Here is a 15,655-nt window from a genome sequence, read left to right as displayed (position 1 = left end):
GCTCTATATGAATTCATTAGTATTATCAATAATTACTTCGGTAAGCTGTTTGTGCTTGTTTGATGGAAGTGCAGTGGCTCAACAGAAACGCCTAATGACTAAGATGAGAATAGTAGATACATTAATAAATGATAAACATATTCATTATAAAGGTTTTGAAAATATACTTAATCACAAAAAAGGCATTGTGCTCAAAAAAAGTCTGATAGAGTGTGAAGTGTTAGTTAAGGGAAACAACTTTGTTCTGATACCTGGGAGCATTGGTACAAAGAGAGTTTATATACACACCAATATGACCAATAACAGTCGGATATTTAATTCTGAAGTCAATGGTGTAAGGGATGGAATATGGGTAATATATAATACACATAAATATGTATCTTCTATTGATTACTATGAAAACAGCAAATTGCGGCTTATTGTAAATTTTTGGGATAAGGGAGCTGTAAAATCTGTTTATTGGTTTGAAAACGGAATACCGGAGAGTCATTGGTTTTATGATAAAAAAGGTAGAATTCTTAATAGGTCACCGGATTTTTAATTGCTATACTGAAAAGAGTACGACAATACAAAACATATAGTAATGTATATGAATCAGTAGATGCTAGTAATTCAATCATGTAGCGGTTGTCCTACTCCAACATCAGCTGTGCAAAACAAATAGCCGCAAAGCCTCCCGGTCGCCCGCTAGAAAACCCCACGGCCGTTGCGTATCTTTGCCCTCTACCCAACCAAGCCCGAAACGACTCTTCCGTATGAAATTTATCGTCTCGTCTTCCGCCCTGCTCAAGCAGCTCCAGAGCATCAACGGCGTGGTTACGAACAACCCCGTGGTGCCCATTCTGGAGAACTTCCTCTTCGAAATTGAGGACGGCAAGCTGACGATTACCGCCTCCGACCTGGAGACCAGCATGATGACGGAGCTGCCAGTGGAGGCCCGCGAAAGTGGCCGCATTGCCGCGCCCGCCCGCATCCTGCTCGATACCCTGAAAAACCTGCCCGACCAGCCCGTGACCTTCACTCTGGACGAGGAAACCTACACCATCGAAATTGCCAGCAGCAACGGCCGCTACAAGCTGGCCGGCGAAAACGCCACCGATTTCCCCCGCGTGCCGGTGGTAAAAGGCTCGGCTCCGGTAGAAATTCCTTCTACTTCCCTGGCCCGGGCCATCAACAAAACCATCTTCGCGGTAAGCACCGACGAGCTGCGTCCCGCCATGACGGGCATTCTGGTGCAGCTGGCTGATAACCAGGTAACTTTTGTAGCCACCGACGGCCACCGTCTGCTGCGCTACCGCCGCTCCGATGTGGGCGCGGGTCAGACCTCGAACATCATCATCCCGCGCAAGGCGTTTAACCTGCTGAAGGGCGCACTGCCCTCCGAGGCTACCACCGTGCGCATGGAGTTCAACAATTCCAACGCCTTCTTCTCCTTCAACCAGATGCGCCTTGTGTGCCGCCTGATTGATGAGCGCTACCCCGATTACGAAAATGTAATTCCGGTGAGCAACCCCAACAAGCTCATCATCAGCCGCCAGGAAATCCTGAACTCGGTGAAGCGCATCAGCATCTACTCCAACAAAACCACCCACCAAGTGCGCCTGCGCCTAGCTGGTTCGGAGCTGACGGTTTCGGCCGAAGACCTCGACTTCTCGAACGAAGCCAACGAGAAGCTGGCCTGCCAGTACGACGGTGAGGACATGGAAATCGGCTTCAACGCCAAGTTCCTGCAGGAAATGCTCAGCAACATCGACTCCGAGGAAATCACCCTGGAGCTGAGCACCCCCAACCGCGCCGGCCTGCTCATGCCCACCCTCGCCGACGACAACGAAAGCATCCTGATGCTGGTGATGCCGGTGATGCTCAATAACTACGTATAAACTTGAGTGTGCTGAATGTGAAAAATGTGCTGAATGTGGCTCGAAACCATGTTCAGCACATTTTTTACATTCAGCACATTCCCCACATTTTTCACATTTATGAAGAAGTCTGAAATCCGCTTCAGCATTGCCCTCGACGACCAGAAAGTGCCCGAGGCCATCAGCTGGACAGCTACTGATGCCGGCCCCGATATTCACTTTGCCAAGGCCATCAACATTGCCCTCTGGGACCGGGATGAGCGGGGCACGATGAAAATCGACCTCTGGACCAAGGAAATGCCCGTGGACGAGATGAAGCGTTTCTACGTGGACACCATGGGCGCTATGGCCGAAAGCATCATCACCGCCACCAACGACTCGGTAATGGCCACCAAAATGCGCGACCTGTGCCGCCAGCTCATGGACCACATCGAGGAAGAGGAGAGCAAGCAGCGTTAATAGGCATTTCAAGTTTGTATCATTCCAACCAAAGGGAGGAATCTGAGTTTATCGATTCAACGACTTACCTCAGATTTATCCCTTCGGTCGGAATGACAAAGAAAAGCCCCGCCAGAAATTTCTGACGGGGCTTTCTTGTGAACAGAATTGGAGGTTACTGCCGGGTGCGGGTAGCCGGGGCGGCCGTGGTACGGGCCGGCCCGATGGTGGCCCCATTGCTGCTGGCCGGCAAGGGGTTTTGCACCGAGTTTACGAAAATGGCATTGGCCGCTTTGGAGCCGTAATCCATGCTGTAGGTGTTGTAGGTGCGGCGCGAGTCGTAGTAGCTGCTATACTGGTCGGTGCTGAGCACGGCCTGCAACTCCTTATCACGCTCTTTACACACGGCATCACACTGCTCTTTGATAAGCTTGGTATTACCAGCGTTTTTCTGGTTGATAGCCATAATTTTGGCCTGCTTGTCCTCGTTGATGGCTTGCAGACGCGTTTTCTGGTAGCCGTTCAGGCGCAGGTCGCGGGCCATCTGATCGGAAAGGCGGCTGGCGTGCTCCTGCATTGGGTTGAGGCGGGGCGAGGGCTGGGTTTTATCCTGCGGGGCCAGGGCGGGCTTCTGCTGGGCGTGGGCCCCGAGCGAAGCAACGAGCAAAGCAGCCGCAGCGGCAAGTTTCTTGGTCATGATATCAGGCAGTTCGGTTCAGGAAAGGACCGGCAGCTTTTCAACGCATCAGAAAACCGCTGGTAGTTAGTTTCTAACGAAAAACTGTGCCAAGTAGTTTACCCTGAGTGGTAAGTAAGCAGGATTGCACCAGGGCTACTGGCTTAATACATACAGCCATTCCGGGCGAAAAAAGAACCTGAGTGAGCCAACAGCGCCTCACCCAGGTTGCTTACTTTACCCAAAATGGCAGATAGCGCCGGGGCTAGAATTTATTCTTCCACATCATGGATTCTACCGGTTTGGTGGTGCGCTCATTGTACTTGGCGTTGGGCTTGCGGTTGTAGAAGTTTTCCACGTCGCCCTGTACCATGAAGTAGATAAGCTGACCCACGGGCATGAGGTGATACACCCGCACGGGCACGGACACGCTGATTTCCAGCGTCCAGGTGTTGCAGAAGCCGATGTCCCCCTTGCCAGCGGTGGCGTGAATATCGATGCCCAGGCGGCCCACGCTGCTCTTGCCTTCCAGAAACGGCACGTGCGCGTGGCTCTCGGTATACTCCTCAGTTACGCCTAGGTACAAGGTGCCAGGCTGCAGCACGAAGCCTTCCTCCGGGATTTCAAACACGTCGATTTCGTTGTGCTTGCGCGCGTCCAGCACCGCGTCGCGGTAGGTGGCCAGGTAGCGGCCCAGGTGCACATCGTAGGAGTTGGTACCGAGGCAGCTCCGGTCGTAAGGTTCGATGACGATGGTGCCCCGCTCCATTTCGGCGAGAATCTGCTGATCGGTGAGAATCATGGGGTGAATTAAGAATTATGAATTAAAAATTGAGATGAGAATTTAAAATGGGGCGCATCTCAACCATTGAACAGCAGCAGGTGGAGCACTTTTGATTTTTAATTCTCAATTTTTAATTGAAAAAGTTACTCCTCGTCTTCGTAGGTGTCTTCGGGGAGGGCAGCGCGGCGGCGCGGGCGAGGCGTGGGTTGGTCTTCAGTTTCCTCCAGGGTATCAAGGCGTTGGCGCAACTCGGGCAGTACGCTGGTAATCAGGTAAAGCAGTAGCAGAAACGACCCGCCGGAAAGCATCAGGTTCAGGTAGTCCATCCAGTCGTGGCGGGGGGCTACGTCCAGGGAGCGGGGCGGGGTATACTCGGAAACGGGCACTGCCGCTACCTCCGGCCGGGGCTGTAAGTCTTCGGTGGCAGTACTGGTGCTGGCTGACGCATCGGCATCGGCGGGGGGCACGGCGGCACCGTCGGCGGCCAGGTCTTCGGGCGCGGGGTCCTCGGAAGCATTGAACTGCGCCGCGCCCTGCTTAATAACCCGTTGCAGGCTATGGATGAGGGCTACCCGCTCATCGCGTGGCAGCACCCGGATAAAAAACTCAAAGTTGCGGTCTACCAGCAAGGTATTCAGCTGCTTTTCGAACTCCACCAAATCGGTGCGGCCCTTGCCGAAGCGGCTTTTAAACCGGTCAGAAATGCCGTTGTAGTTCTGGAACAGCTTTTTTAGGTCGTCGCGGCCGGGAAAGTTGTCAAATTCGCGCCGGGCCTTGGAGGTGCGCAGCGAAGCCGGAAACTTGCCCCGGGCAAACGACTTGTCGTACACCGTTTCCATAGTCCGGAAATTCAATTCGTCCACGGTGCGGTCGAACAGGCGCTTATTGGCGGCGGCGGGCGTTTCGGTTTGGGCCCGCAGACTGCCGGGCATTACGAGCCACAGCAACAGAAAAAGCGGGAGCAGCTGGCGAAATCGAAACATACGGGCGGCAGAAATTTCGCGCAAAGGTAGGCAGTTAGGGGAGATGAAGTAGAAATTATAACTAAGAACCTGTCATCCTGAGCAGCGCGAAGGATCTTATTACACCCGAACGATTATCGTACTAACGACTCGTGCTGATATAACAAGATCCTAGGCGCTGCTCAGGATGACAGGTTCGTATTCAGTTGATTTATTGCTCCCGACCCTTATAGTCCGTGCGCTTCCCGCATGGATTCGCGGCAGGCAGTGAGGTAGTGGTCAACTAGGTCGTCGGTCATGGCGGTGCTCACGAACAGGGCCTCGTATTGGGCCGGTGCGAGGTAGATGCCCCGGTGCAGCATGGCCTGGAAGTAGCGCCCAAAGGCTTCCGTGTCGGATGCTTTGGCCGATTCCAAGTCGGTGACGGGCTGGCTGGTGAAGAACACGCTGAACATGGAGCCCACCTGGTTTACCGTATAGTTCAGGCCCAGCTCCCGGCAAATCTGGCGGGTGCCGTCGGCAATGCGGGTGGTGGTGCGGTTTAGCTCTTCGTAGAGCTCGGGGTGCTGCTGCAGGTAGGTGAGCTGGGCAATGCCGGCAGCCGTAGCAATGGGGTTGCCCGAGAGCGTGCCCGCTTGGTACACCTTGCCGGCCGGAGCCACTTGGTCCATAATATCCTGACGGCCCCCGTAGGCGCCCACCGGCATCCCGCCCCCGATGATTTTCCCTAGCGTGGTCATGTCGGGGGTGATGCCGTAGAGTTCCTGGGCCCCGCCCCGGGCCAGGCGGAAACCAGTCATTACCTCGTCAAAAATCAGCACGATGCCGTGGCGGGTGCACAGGTCGCGCAGGCCTTGCAGGTAGCCTTCGGCGGGCGCCACCAGGCCCATGTTGCCCACCACCGGCTCCAGAATAAGGGCGGCCACCTGGCCGTCGTTGGCGGCAATGATGCGCTCCACGGCGGGCAGGTCGTTGTAGGGCACCGTGAGGGTATCTTGGGCCACGCCCTGGGTGACGCCCGGCGAGTCGGGGGCGCCGAGGGTGAGGGCGCCGGAGCCGGCCGCAATCAGGAAAGAGTCGCCGTGGCCATGGTAACAGCCCTCAAACTTGATGATTTTGTTGCGGCCGGTGTAGCCCCGCGCCACCCGAATGGCCGACATAGTAGCCTCGGTGCCGGAGTTCACCAGCCGTACTTTCTCAATGCTGGGCACCATCTGCTTGATAAGCTCAGCCATTTCGACCTCGCGGCGGGTAGGAGCCCCAAACGACAGGGAATTGCCGATGGCCTGCTGCACAGCCTCCAGCACAATTTCCGGGGCGTGGCCCAAAATCATGGGCCCCCAGGAGTTAATGAAATCTAGGTACCGGTTGCCGTCTACGTCGGTGAGCCAAGCGCCCTTGGCCGACTGCATAAATACCGGATGCCCGCCCACGGCCCGGAAGGCCCGCACCGGCGAGTTTACTCCGCCCGGAATGTGGTTTTTGGCGCGGGTGAACAGCGCGTCAGAGGTGGAGAGGTTTAGGTCGTGGGCGGAGGAGGATGAGGGCATGGAAAAGATGGTAGCAAGAAGCATCAGGCTTCGCGTTGTTGAAAAATTCTGCGTGGTTCGACGTTCCGGGCTTCCTAGGGCTAGTCAGCGGAGCATGTCAGGACTTACACAGTGTGTCCCAGAGTTTCAACCCTGAGACACACGGATAACCTACCGGATGCCCACGGGGTTCAGCACTTCCACTTCCAGGCGCTCCAGCTTGGTAAGGGGCACGTACTGGTTGTCGTGGGTGCCGCCGGGGTAGCCGATGCCCTGAAATACCGCGCCCGACACAGGGCCGCCATTGGCCAGCTGCTGCTGGAAGGCCGGTCCATTCTGGTGCAGCACATTGCCGAAGTAGTACAGCAGCTCGAAGCCGGTGAAGGCAAACACGGAAGGCGGCAGGTTCTGGCGCTGGGTGTAGAGCTGGCGGAAGCGGCGCACGCCAGGGCTGGTTTTGTCCAGGAATTTAGGGTTCACAAAGTACACGTCGCGGGCATCCAGCTGGCCCAGGCCAATACGGTTATTATCTAGCCAGGAGGCGTAGGTGATGAGGGGCGTGCGGGCTGCCTGCAATTTGAGGGCGCTGAGTACGTAGGGCCCCGCGCCTTTGCCATCGGAAGCCACCACCAAATGCCCGATGGTTTTCAGGTCTACATCGGCTAGAGCAGCGGAGAGGCTTTCCTGCACATCGGAGTTGATGCGGCGCAGTTGCAATACTTTGCCACCCAGGGCCTCATAGGCTTGCTTGTAGGCCTGGCCAAAAGCGGCTTCATCCTTGGTATCCTCGTAGAGCACCACGGCCGTGCGCGGGCCGCCCAGGCGGCTGGCGGCAAACTGCGCGGCCTGCCGGGCCTGAGTAACGGTGCTGGGCTCGAACAGGTAGTGCCAGGGGTTGTCCAGCACCAGGTCGCCATCCTGGGAGAGGGGGTTGACCACGGCAATCTGGTGCTGCTGGGCGTAGCGGGCCAGAATTTTGGAGCCCGATTTGTACACCGGCCCAATCAAGAGGTCCATGCCCGCCAGCTCGGGCAGGGCCAGTACCTGCTTGAGCTGTAGGGTGTCGGCACCAGTATCGTATGTGAACAGCTGCACCGGGTGGCCCTCCCGTTGCAACGAGTCCTGGGCCAGGCGCAGACCCGCGTACAAGTCCGTCACGAACTGGTTTTTGCGGCGTTTTTCCCAACTCGTATCATCAAACTCGAAGGGCAGCAACACGCCAATATTATACGTGCTTTTGCGGGCCGGACGGGGGCGGGGAGTATAGCGGGCCGGCTCCAGCTGAAACTGTTGAATTAGCTGGGTCAACTGGTCCTTGTCCGCCTCGGTATACCAGCCACCATTGGCCAGCTTATCGGCGTAGGCCCGGGCCAGGGCGGGCTCCTGGGGGTAAGTTTTCAGCAGGCTCTGGAAGGCGGCTTTGTCCTTGATGCGGGGCAGGTACTGGGCCTTCATGTTAGCCTGCTCGGTGGCCAGGCGGCCCGCCGGAATCTGAGCCAGTACGCGCAGCGCATTATCAAAGTCACCCTGCTCAAAGGACAGTTGCCCTTGCAGGAAAAAGGCTTCGGGTAGCCCTATCCACTGCGGATACTCGTTGCGGAGCAGGTTTAGCATCTGCTCCGCTTCCGGCCATTTTTTGGCTCGGCTAGCGGCCACAGCGTACAAATAAGCCGCCTCCGGTGCCTTGGCAAACCGAGCAGCCGGGGCCGTTAGGGGCTCCAGCTCCTGCATGGCCAGGTCGTAGCGGGTCTGGTCCAGCAGAATTTTTCCGTTTTTGTAGCGGATGTTAGGGTCCGAAGAACCCAGGTTGGTGGGCAGGGGCGGGCCATTGGGTTTGGGCGCGGCCGGTTTTGGGGCGGCCGCTGGCTTGGTAGCCGGTTTGCCGGCCGTGGGCTTAGGGGCAGTTGTAGCGGATTTGCTGGTGCCGGCCATTGGGGTAGGCGTAGCGGTGCCCGGCTTAGCGGCAGCAGCGGCCGGCTTAACCGGAGCGGTAGCCGGGGTAGTTGGTTTTTTAGCAGTTGTTTGCTGGGCCAGCACCGGGCTGAATAGCCCCAGGCTAGCCCACAGTGCTGTAGTTGTCAGGAAATTCGATAACCTCATATACCGAGGGGCCAGGAGAATAGGCGGGAGAAATGAAGGGGCCGTGACCAGCACCGCTTATGGGGCAAAGGTACGCAGTTGCTACCGGGAAGGTCATCCTTGGGTATAAGTTAGATCCAAAAGTCATATCCGGGGCAGGAATTTTGTGCGCAGCGGGGGGGGGGGGGGGGGGGCAAGGCTGAACAACGCGTAAGCCCAGCGCCAGGCCGGCGGGTAGGGGAGGATGACCGGGTGGCGGGGAGCCGACTGACGTGCCGCCCGCAGCCGGCTCCCCGCCATCCGCCGAAGTGCTTTGCAGATACCGGCCGTGGTTGTGCGGCAACTGCGCGGTGCCCTGGCTGGCATAGGGCCCTACTGCAGTTAACACCCACCCCGGAGGATGCGGCAGTGCTGCCATAAGGATTCACTACGGTTCAGCTTGCTGCTGTGGCGTTTACCTGAGCCGGTAAAAGAGTCGTACACTTGGGTGGCGGAGCCAGTAATCCCGCTTGCCTGGCATGAACCCGACCCCACTACTTCCGTTCCATTCATCCCCGCAAAGTGTGCCGTCAGACTGCGCGGCCCTGCTTGATGCGTTGCCCTGGGGGGTGCTGGTACTGGATGAGCACAACGTTATCCGGCGCATTAACCAGCAGGCCGCCAAGTGGTGCGGAGCCGCACCCGAGGCCCTGCTGGGTAATCTGCTAACCCAAGTCGGGCTGCCGTCGGCCCTGACCGCCACGCTGCACCAGCTGCTGAAATCCGCTGCGGCGGCCCCCCACGATAGTTGGCTGCCCCATGTGCAGCAATGGGTGAGCTTGCGCCTTGGCCCTGCCCCGGCCGGACAGCAGTGGGTATTCTGGGAAGACGCCACGTTGCGCCACCAGGCCGAAACCGACCGGCAGCGTAACGTGGAACTCCTGCTCGACATGGAGGCCGTGGCCCACACTGGCTCCTACGAGGCCGATCTGACTACCGGCAGCCTCTACTTCTCCGATGGTATGTACCGGCTGTTTGGCGAGCTGCCCCGGACGTTTGTGCCCACGCCAGAGGTCATTGAGGCCCGCTCGCACCCCGACGACGCGGCAGCCATTCAGCAGATACTTGCCGAGGCCATTCGCACTCGGCAGCCCTACACCTACCGCCGCCGTATCTGCCGCCCCGACGGCCAGTGGCGCACCCTGGAGGCCCACGGCGCAGTGCGCACCAACGCGGCTGGCACCGCCGGGCAGCTGCGCGGCCTAGTGCAGGATGTGACTGAGCGGGTGCAGGCTGAGCAGGCGCTGCATCAGAGCCACCAGCTGCTGCAACGCACCATTGACAGCTCCCTGGATTTGGTGCAGGTGTTCCAGGCCGTGCGCGACGAGCAGGGCACGGTGGTGGATTTCGTCTGGGTGCTCAACAACGTCGCGGCCGAGCAGGTGTACGGCAGCGTACTCGGTCAGCGGCTGTGTGAGCGGAACCCCGGCGTGATGGCAGAAGGCATCTTCAATACTTTCTGCCACGTGCTCAAAACCGGCGTGCCCAACCAAACCGAGCGTCACTACGTGCACGAGCAGTTCGACGGCTGGTTCTACCAGTCTACTGTGAAGCAGGATGACGGGGTGACCACCACCACCCACGACATTAGCGCCCGCAAGCGCCTGGAGCAGGAGCTGCGCGAAAGCAAAACCCTTTTGCAAGATATCATCGACGCCCCCCACATCGGCCTGGCCGTGTACCGGGCCGTGCGCAACGAAGCGGGCGACGTAGTGGATTTTGTGCACGAGTACATCAACCGGGCCAGCCGGGACATGCTGGGTGAGGACTTTACCGGCCGGCGCTTCACCGACCACGGCGAGAACGGCCGCCTGCAACTACAACAGCTCTGTCACGTCCTGGACACGGGCCAGCGCAACAGCTACCTGCGGGAGGCCGATTTTCGGGGCCGGCCGGTGTGGTTTGCCATTACCAACACCCCGCTCGACGGTGAGCGGCTGGTGCACACCTGGGAAGACGTGACCGAGCGCCAGCAGGCTCAGCAGCAGATTCTGCAGCTACAGCAGAAGCTTGCGCAGCACGTCACCGACAAGTATCACGCCCTGTTTCAGAGTATGGACCAGGGCTTCGCGGTGCTGGAGGTGCTCTTTGATGAGGCGGGCAACCAAGCCGTGGATTTCCGCTACCAGGAGTTAAATCCGGTGTTCGTGCGAGAATCCGGCATGCCGGAGGGCGCGCATGGTCGCACCGCCCGCGAGCTGCTGCCCGACTTGGAGCCCTTCTGGTTTGAGAGCTACGGCCAAGTGGCCCGCACCGGCGAGCCCCTGCGGGTGGAGCACTACGTGCCAGCGGTGGGCCGCTGGTTCGACGTGCACGCCTTCCGGGTGGGTTCGCCCGAAACCCACAATGTAGCGGTACTTTTCAACGACATTACTGAGCGTAAGCGCCGCGAAACCACTGCGGCCCTGCTCGTGGCCATCAGTGAAGACCTGAACCGGCTTGCCGGCGAGAAGGAAATGCTGGCCGCCGTGGGCGCGCATCTTACCAGGCACTTAGACCTCAACTGCTGGTATTTCGTGGACGTGGACGAAGCCCGGGCGGAAGTTACCCTGCGGCACTTCTGGCACGCCCAGAACGTGCCTTCCATCCAGGGTACCTATCCTATTGCGGGCTTCTTGTCGCCGTCCGCCGTGGCCCGCATGCGGGGCGGGGCACCGGCGGTGGTGGCCGACGGGCCGGGCATGCTTCCTTCAGACAGTGAAACGGGCGCGGTACTGGCAACCGGGGCCGTGGCCCCGCAGATTGCGGCCTGCATTGCCGTGCCCTACAGCTTGGGCGGGCAGTGGAAGGCCTACTTCGCCGTGGCCGACAGCCGGCCCCGGCCGTGGACGGACGCCGAGACGGCGCTGGTGCAGGACGTGGCCGCCCGCGTCTTCCCACGCATTGAGCGCGCCCGCGCCGAAGAGGCCCTGCGCGAATCCGAAGAGAAATACCGCACCCTGTTCGACTCCATTGACGAAGGCTTCGCCCTGGAAGAGCTGGTGTACGACGCCAACGGGGAAATTGAGGACATCATCTTCCGCCAGGTGAACCGGTCCTACGAGCGGCAGGGCGGCCTCACCAACGTGGTGGGCAAATCCGTTAAGGAAGTGCTGCCCCACCTGGAGCAGCACTGGAAGGACGTGTACGCGCAGGTAGCCCGCACCGGTGAGCCCGTGCGGCTCATCAACTACGCCCAGGACGTGGACCGCTGGTTTGATACCTACCTCACGATGCTGGCTGGCAGCAACAAGTACATAGCGGTGGTGTTCAACGACATCACTGAGCGCAAGCGCCGTGAGCAGGAGCAGGAATTTTTGCTGTTGCTAAGCGACGCGCTGCGCCCGCTCACCACTCCGGGCGACATCCAAGCTACGGCGGCCGCGCTGCTTGGCAAGCACCTAGGAGTAGACCGCGCCTATTACGTCGACCTGAACTACAATACCCAGGAGTTCATAGTGGCCCGCGACTGGCACCGGCCGGGTGCCCCCAGCCATGCCCGCCGCTACGCCCTAAGTAATTGGCCCATGCCCTGGCTGCTGAACGGCCAGACCTGGGTGTGCCGCGACGTGGACACCGACCCCACCCTACCCGACGCGCAGCGCACCGACTACCGCGGCCACGACATTCGGGCCGCCGTGGTGGTGCCCCTGCTCAAGCAGGGCCGTCTGGCCGCCACGCTGGTCGTTAACCAAAACGCTCCCCACGCCTGGACTTCGCAGCAAGTGGCGCTGGTGGAGGAAACCGCCGAGCGCACCTGGGCCGCCGTGGAGCGGGCGAAAACCGAAGAAGCCCTACGCGTGAGCGAAGAAAAATACCGCCGAATCTTCGAGAATATCGACCAGGGCTTCTCCCTGCATGAGCTTGTTGTGGATGAAAGCGGCCAGGTGATTGACGTGATTTTGCAGGAAGTAAATGCGGCGTTTGAACAACACACCGGCATTAAGAATGCGCAGGGGAAGAAGGTCAGTGAAATTGTGCCTAACCTGGCACCGGTGTGGCTGGAGGCCATGACCCGGGCGTATAACTGGGGCGAGACGCAGAATTTTGAAGCGTACAACTCCGATACCAACCGCTGGATTACGTCTCAGTATTCCCGCCTGGGCGGCGCGGGCAGCCGGCTGCTATCCACCGTTTTTACCGACATCACGGAACGTAAGCACCGGGAGCAGCATCAGGAGTTTCTGCTGAAGCTGAGCGACGTGCTGCGCCCGGGGGCTGATAGCGCGGCCCTGGAGCGCGCCGCCCTGCAGGTGCTGGGCGAAACCCTGGGCGCCGACCGGGTTTTCCTGGCCACTGTGCAGGCCGACGGCATCTCCTGGAGCGTCCGCGAAGAATATACCGCCGGGCTGCCGGGCGCCACCGGCAGCTACCCGCTGTTGGAGTTCCAACTCAAGCGCCTGCCGCAATGGCAGGCCGGGCAAATGTCCAGCGTGGCCGACAGCGAAACCGACCCTTCCTTTAGCGCTGCCGACCGTGCCACCTACGCGGCCTTTGGCCTGCGCGCCGCTATTGGCGTGCCGCTGGTGAAAGGGGGCCGCTTTACGGCGCTGCTGTGCATCAACCAGGCCACCCCCCGCCGCTGGACCGCCGCCGAGCTGGCGCTGACGAGTGAAGCGGCTGAACGCATCTGGGTGGCCCTGGAACGCGCCCGCGCCGAAGAAGCCCTGGCCGCCAGCGAGCAGCGTCTGCGGGCCCTGATTGCCAACCTGCCCGGCGCGGCTGCCTTCGTGGTGGGGCCCGATCTGCGCTACCAGCTGGCCGGCGGCGAGGCTCTCGATGCGGCCAGCCTCTCACCCGCCGACCTGCTGGGCCGCACGATAAGCGAGGCCATGCCGCCCGCGCTGGTGCCCAAATACGAAGCCCACTACCGGCAGGCACTGGCCGGGCAGGCCTTCTCGCTGGAGCACACGGCCCACGGCCGGACGTTCATTTCACGCGGGGTGCCGCTGCTGGGGGCCGCCGGCCAGCCCGAGGCGGTGCTGGTGGTGAGCTACGATATTACGGCCCGTAAACAGACTGAGGAAGCCCTGCTCGCCAGCGAAGTACAATTGGCGGAGCTCAACACCCAGCTGGAGCAGCGCGTGGCTCGGCGCACCCAGCAGCTACAGGATAGCCGCGACCTGCTGCAATCAGTGCTCGATACCAGCCTGATTTCTATGTCGGTGCTCTACGCCGTGCGCGACGAGGCTGGGCAGGTACAGGATTTTCGTCTGGGCCTGGTGAACAAAGAGCTGGAACGCGAAACCGGCCGCACCGACTTGGTGGGTAAGCTCTACGCCCAGGAATATCCCGGCATCCGGCAGGTGGGTATCTTCGACCTGATGCTGCGCGCCTTGGCTACCGACGAGCCCCAGACTCTGGAGTACTTCTATGACTATGAAGGCTTCAACCGGTGGTACACCTGCCAGTTTGTGAAAATGGGCGACGGCCTGGTGGCCACCAATCTGGATATTACCGAGCGCAAAGCGGCCGAGCAGGAGCGTCTCAAAAACCTGCGCTTGCTGGAGCAGGCCGAGGCCGTGGCCGGCCTGGGCTCCTGGGATTATGACCTAGCCACCGGCCACATGCGCTGGTCCGATGGTATGTACCACCTCGTGAACCTGCCCCAGGGGCAGCCCGTGAGCCCGGACGTGTACCTGCAATTGGTTGTGAAGGACGACCGACCCCGCGCCGAACAGCTGGTGCACCAGTTGACCAGCGGCAAAAATGCGGAGCAAATCCTTCGCCTGCGGGTGGGCGAACAGATAAAAACCGTGCGCCTGAAAGCCGTGGTGCTGCGCAATGAGGCCGGCCAGCCCGAGCGGGTGTTGGGTGTGGACTTGGATATTAGCGAGTTGCAGCGCCTGGAAGCCGACAACCTGCGGCTGCGTCTAGTTCAGCAGCAGGCCCTGTTCGAGGCCGTGCAGGAAGCGCAGGAGGCCGAGCGTAAGCGCATTGCCGAGGGCTTGCACAACGGCATTGACCAGATTTTATACGCTACTAAGCTGCGCCTTGACCGCCTGCACGCCCCGGCCCTGGGTACCGACCCCGTTCTGCTGGCCGTTCGGCAGGAGGCAGGCCAGCTCCTGGCCGAAGCTATTCGCCAGACCCGCTCCCTCTCCCACGAGCTGGTGTCGCTGGTGCTGGAAGAGTTTGGGCTGGCCGCCCTGCTAGATATCTGCACCAAAATGAGCTCCCCGAAACTGCACCTGCGCAGCCACGTAGACCTGGATGAGGCCGTTGCCCCCCTTTCGCCCTCCCTGCAGCTGGCCCTCTACCGCATAGCCCAGGAGCTGGCTCTGAACACCATCAAGCACGCCAAAGGCGCCACCGAGGCTACCTTGGAGCTGGAAACTATGCCCGGTTGGGTGCTGCTGCGGATAGAAGACAACGGGGCAGGCTTCGCGGTGGACGCAAGCAAAAAACCCGGCTTAGGTCTGCGCAGTATTCGCGACCGGGTGGCCCTGCTCGAGGGGCAGCTCGAAATAGGCTCCCCCTCTGCCGGGGGAGCGTACGTGCGTATTCGTATTCCTCTTCCCCTTATCCCTGCCGCATGACCCGCATCTTCCTGGTCGATGACCACACCGTACTTCGTCACGGGCTGCGCGCCCTCTTTCAGCAGGAAGCTACTGTGCAGGTGGTTGGCGAAGCCGAAGACGGTGAACAGCTGCTTGCCCAGCTGCCCACTACCCCCTGCGACGTGGTGCTGCTGGACCTGCATATGCCAGGCCTTGATGGACTGGCTACTACCATACGTCTGCACGCCGAATACCCCGATGTACGGGTGCTAGTATTATCCATGGTGGATAATGAGCGGGCCATCGGGCAGGCATTAGCGGCCGGGGCCAGCGGCTACGTGCTCAAAAATGCGGGCCACAACGAAATACTTGTGGGCGTGCAGACCGTGGCCGCCGGCCGGCGCTTTCTGTGCTCCGAGCTGGGTCTGAGCATGCTGGATAAAGTGCTGGTGAGTACGCCGGAGCCTCCGGCCAAACCTACAAGTGGGCTCTCGGCCCGTGAGCAGGAAATTCTGCGCCTGGTGGCCGATGGCCTGACCACCGCCCAGATTGCCGACAAGCTTTTTACCAGCCCCCGCACCGTGGAAACCCACCGCCAGAATATCATGGAGAAAACCGGGGCCAAAAACACGGCGGCTCTGGTGAAAACCGCCGTTAGCAGGGGGTGGCTAGCCTGAGCTGCCTGCCCTTGGACCTTCACAGTCAGATAACTGGAAGCAGTGCTATCTTGCTCAGGTAAATGCCCGTTTGCTTTGGCTAACGGCATCAGCGCGCCGTGGATACGGTATGCGTAACAAGATGGCACCGGCA

General features: G+C 60.0%; 10 protein-coding genes. 5 read left to right on the top strand and 5 right to left on the bottom strand.

What is annotated here, in order from left to right; translation table 11 throughout:
• Positions 1-7: 7 nt before the first annotated feature.
• The 3 genes from ROI90_RS01850 (at position 8) to gldC (ending at position 2,318) form a co-directional block, all read left to right on the top strand.
• Positions 8-541, top strand: coding sequence for a toxin-antitoxin system YwqK family antitoxin (locus tag ROI90_RS01850; RefSeq protein WP_315996637.1), 534 nt, complete (start codon positions 8-10; stop codon positions 539-541).
• A gap of 214 nt (positions 542-755) precedes the next feature.
• Complete coding sequence (gene dnaN, locus ROI90_RS01845; RefSeq protein ID WP_315996636.1) at positions 756-1,880, top strand: DNA polymerase III subunit beta; 1,125 nt, start codon at positions 756-758, stop codon at positions 1,878-1,880.
• Positions 1,881-1,979: 99 nt separating this feature from the next.
• Complete coding sequence (gene gldC, locus ROI90_RS01840; protein ID WP_315996635.1) at positions 1,980-2,318, top strand: gliding motility protein GldC; 339 nt, start codon at positions 1,980-1,982, stop codon at positions 2,316-2,318.
• A 154-nt stretch (positions 2,319-2,472) separates the two neighbouring features.
• Here the strand turns inward: gldC and ROI90_RS01835 are convergent, their stop codons facing one another.
• The 5 genes from ROI90_RS01835 to ROI90_RS01815 form a co-directional block, all read right to left on the bottom strand.
• Positions 2,473-2,994 carry a hypothetical protein gene (locus ROI90_RS01835; RefSeq protein WP_315996634.1) on the bottom strand — a complete coding sequence of 174 codons (522 nt, stop codon included), beginning with the start codon at positions 2,992-2,994 and terminating at the stop codon, positions 2,473-2,475.
• 244 nt (positions 2,995-3,238) lie between these two features.
• Positions 3,239-3,775 carry a dCTP deaminase gene (dcd, locus tag ROI90_RS01830; protein ID WP_315996633.1) on the bottom strand — a complete coding sequence of 179 codons (537 nt, stop codon included), beginning with the start codon at positions 3,773-3,775 and terminating at the stop codon, positions 3,239-3,241.
• A 125-nt stretch (positions 3,776-3,900) separates the two neighbouring features.
• On the bottom strand, positions 3,901-4,740 hold the full coding sequence (locus tag ROI90_RS01825) for a hypothetical protein (protein ID WP_315996632.1): 840 nt from the start codon (positions 4,738-4,740) through the stop codon (positions 3,901-3,903).
• Positions 4,741-4,946: 206 nt separating this feature from the next.
• A complete protein-coding gene (gene hemL, locus ROI90_RS01820; protein WP_315996631.1) occupies positions 4,947-6,269 on the bottom strand; it encodes a glutamate-1-semialdehyde 2,1-aminomutase in 1,323 nt (440 codons plus the stop codon).
• A 150-nt stretch (positions 6,270-6,419) separates the two neighbouring features.
• The gene (locus ROI90_RS01815; RefSeq protein WP_315996630.1) at positions 6,420-8,348 is read right to left on the bottom strand and encodes an ABC transporter substrate-binding protein; all 1,929 of its coding nucleotides are present in this window, start codon (positions 8,346-8,348) and stop codon (positions 6,420-6,422) included.
• Positions 8,349-8,890: 542 nt separating this feature from the next.
• Between ROI90_RS01815 and ROI90_RS01810 the strand changes: the two genes are divergently transcribed.
• Together ROI90_RS01810 and ROI90_RS01805 are read left to right on the top strand one after the other, a co-directional pair.
• Positions 8,891-14,884 carry a PAS domain-containing protein gene (locus ROI90_RS01810; protein WP_315996629.1) on the top strand — a complete coding sequence of 1,998 codons (5,994 nt, stop codon included), beginning with the start codon at positions 8,891-8,893 and terminating at the stop codon, positions 14,882-14,884.
• Positions 14,881-15,522, top strand: coding sequence for a response regulator transcription factor (locus ROI90_RS01805; protein ID WP_315996628.1), 642 nt, complete (start codon positions 14,881-14,883; stop codon positions 15,520-15,522). Before ROI90_RS01810 ends, ROI90_RS01805 begins: the two co-directional genes overlap by 4 nt.
• Positions 15,523-15,655 lie beyond the last annotated feature (133 nt).

The organism is Hymenobacter endophyticus (genome assembly GCF_032464715.1).
Lineage (GTDB): Bacteria > Bacteroidota > Bacteroidia > Cytophagales > Hymenobacteraceae > Hymenobacter > Hymenobacter endophyticus.
The sequence above is the reverse complement of the archived record's forward strand: the minus strand, read 5'-3'. Positions and strand labels throughout refer to the sequence as shown.

Excerpts from the sequence above, each read along its gene's own strand:
- ROI90_RS01850 (WP_315996637.1), top strand. The coding sequence starts at position 8 with ATGAATTCATTAGTATTATCAATAATTACTTCGGTAAGCTGTTTGTGC.
- dnaN (WP_315996636.1), top strand. The coding sequence starts at position 756 with ATGAAATTTATCGTCTCGTCTTCCGCCCTGCTCAAGCAGCTCCAGAGC.
- gldC (WP_315996635.1), top strand. The coding sequence starts at position 1,980 with ATGAAGAAGTCTGAAATCCGCTTCAGCATTGCCCTCGACGACCAGAAA.
- ROI90_RS01835 (WP_315996634.1), bottom strand. The coding sequence starts at position 2,994 with ATGACCAAGAAACTTGCCGCTGCGGCTGCTTTGCTCGTTGCTTCGCTC.
- dcd (WP_315996633.1), bottom strand. The coding sequence starts at position 3,775 with ATGATTCTCACCGATCAGCAGATTCTCGCCGAAATGGAGCGGGGCACC.
- ROI90_RS01825 (WP_315996632.1), bottom strand. The coding sequence starts at position 4,740 with ATGTTTCGATTTCGCCAGCTGCTCCCGCTTTTTCTGTTGCTGTGGCTC.
- hemL (WP_315996631.1), bottom strand. The coding sequence starts at position 6,269 with ATGCCCTCATCCTCCTCCGCCCACGACCTAAACCTCTCCACCTCTGAC.
- ROI90_RS01815 (WP_315996630.1), bottom strand. The coding sequence starts at position 8,348 with ATGAGGTTATCGAATTTCCTGACAACTACAGCACTGTGGGCTAGCCTG.
- ROI90_RS01805 (WP_315996628.1), top strand. The coding sequence starts at position 14,881 with ATGACCCGCATCTTCCTGGTCGATGACCACACCGTACTTCGTCACGGG.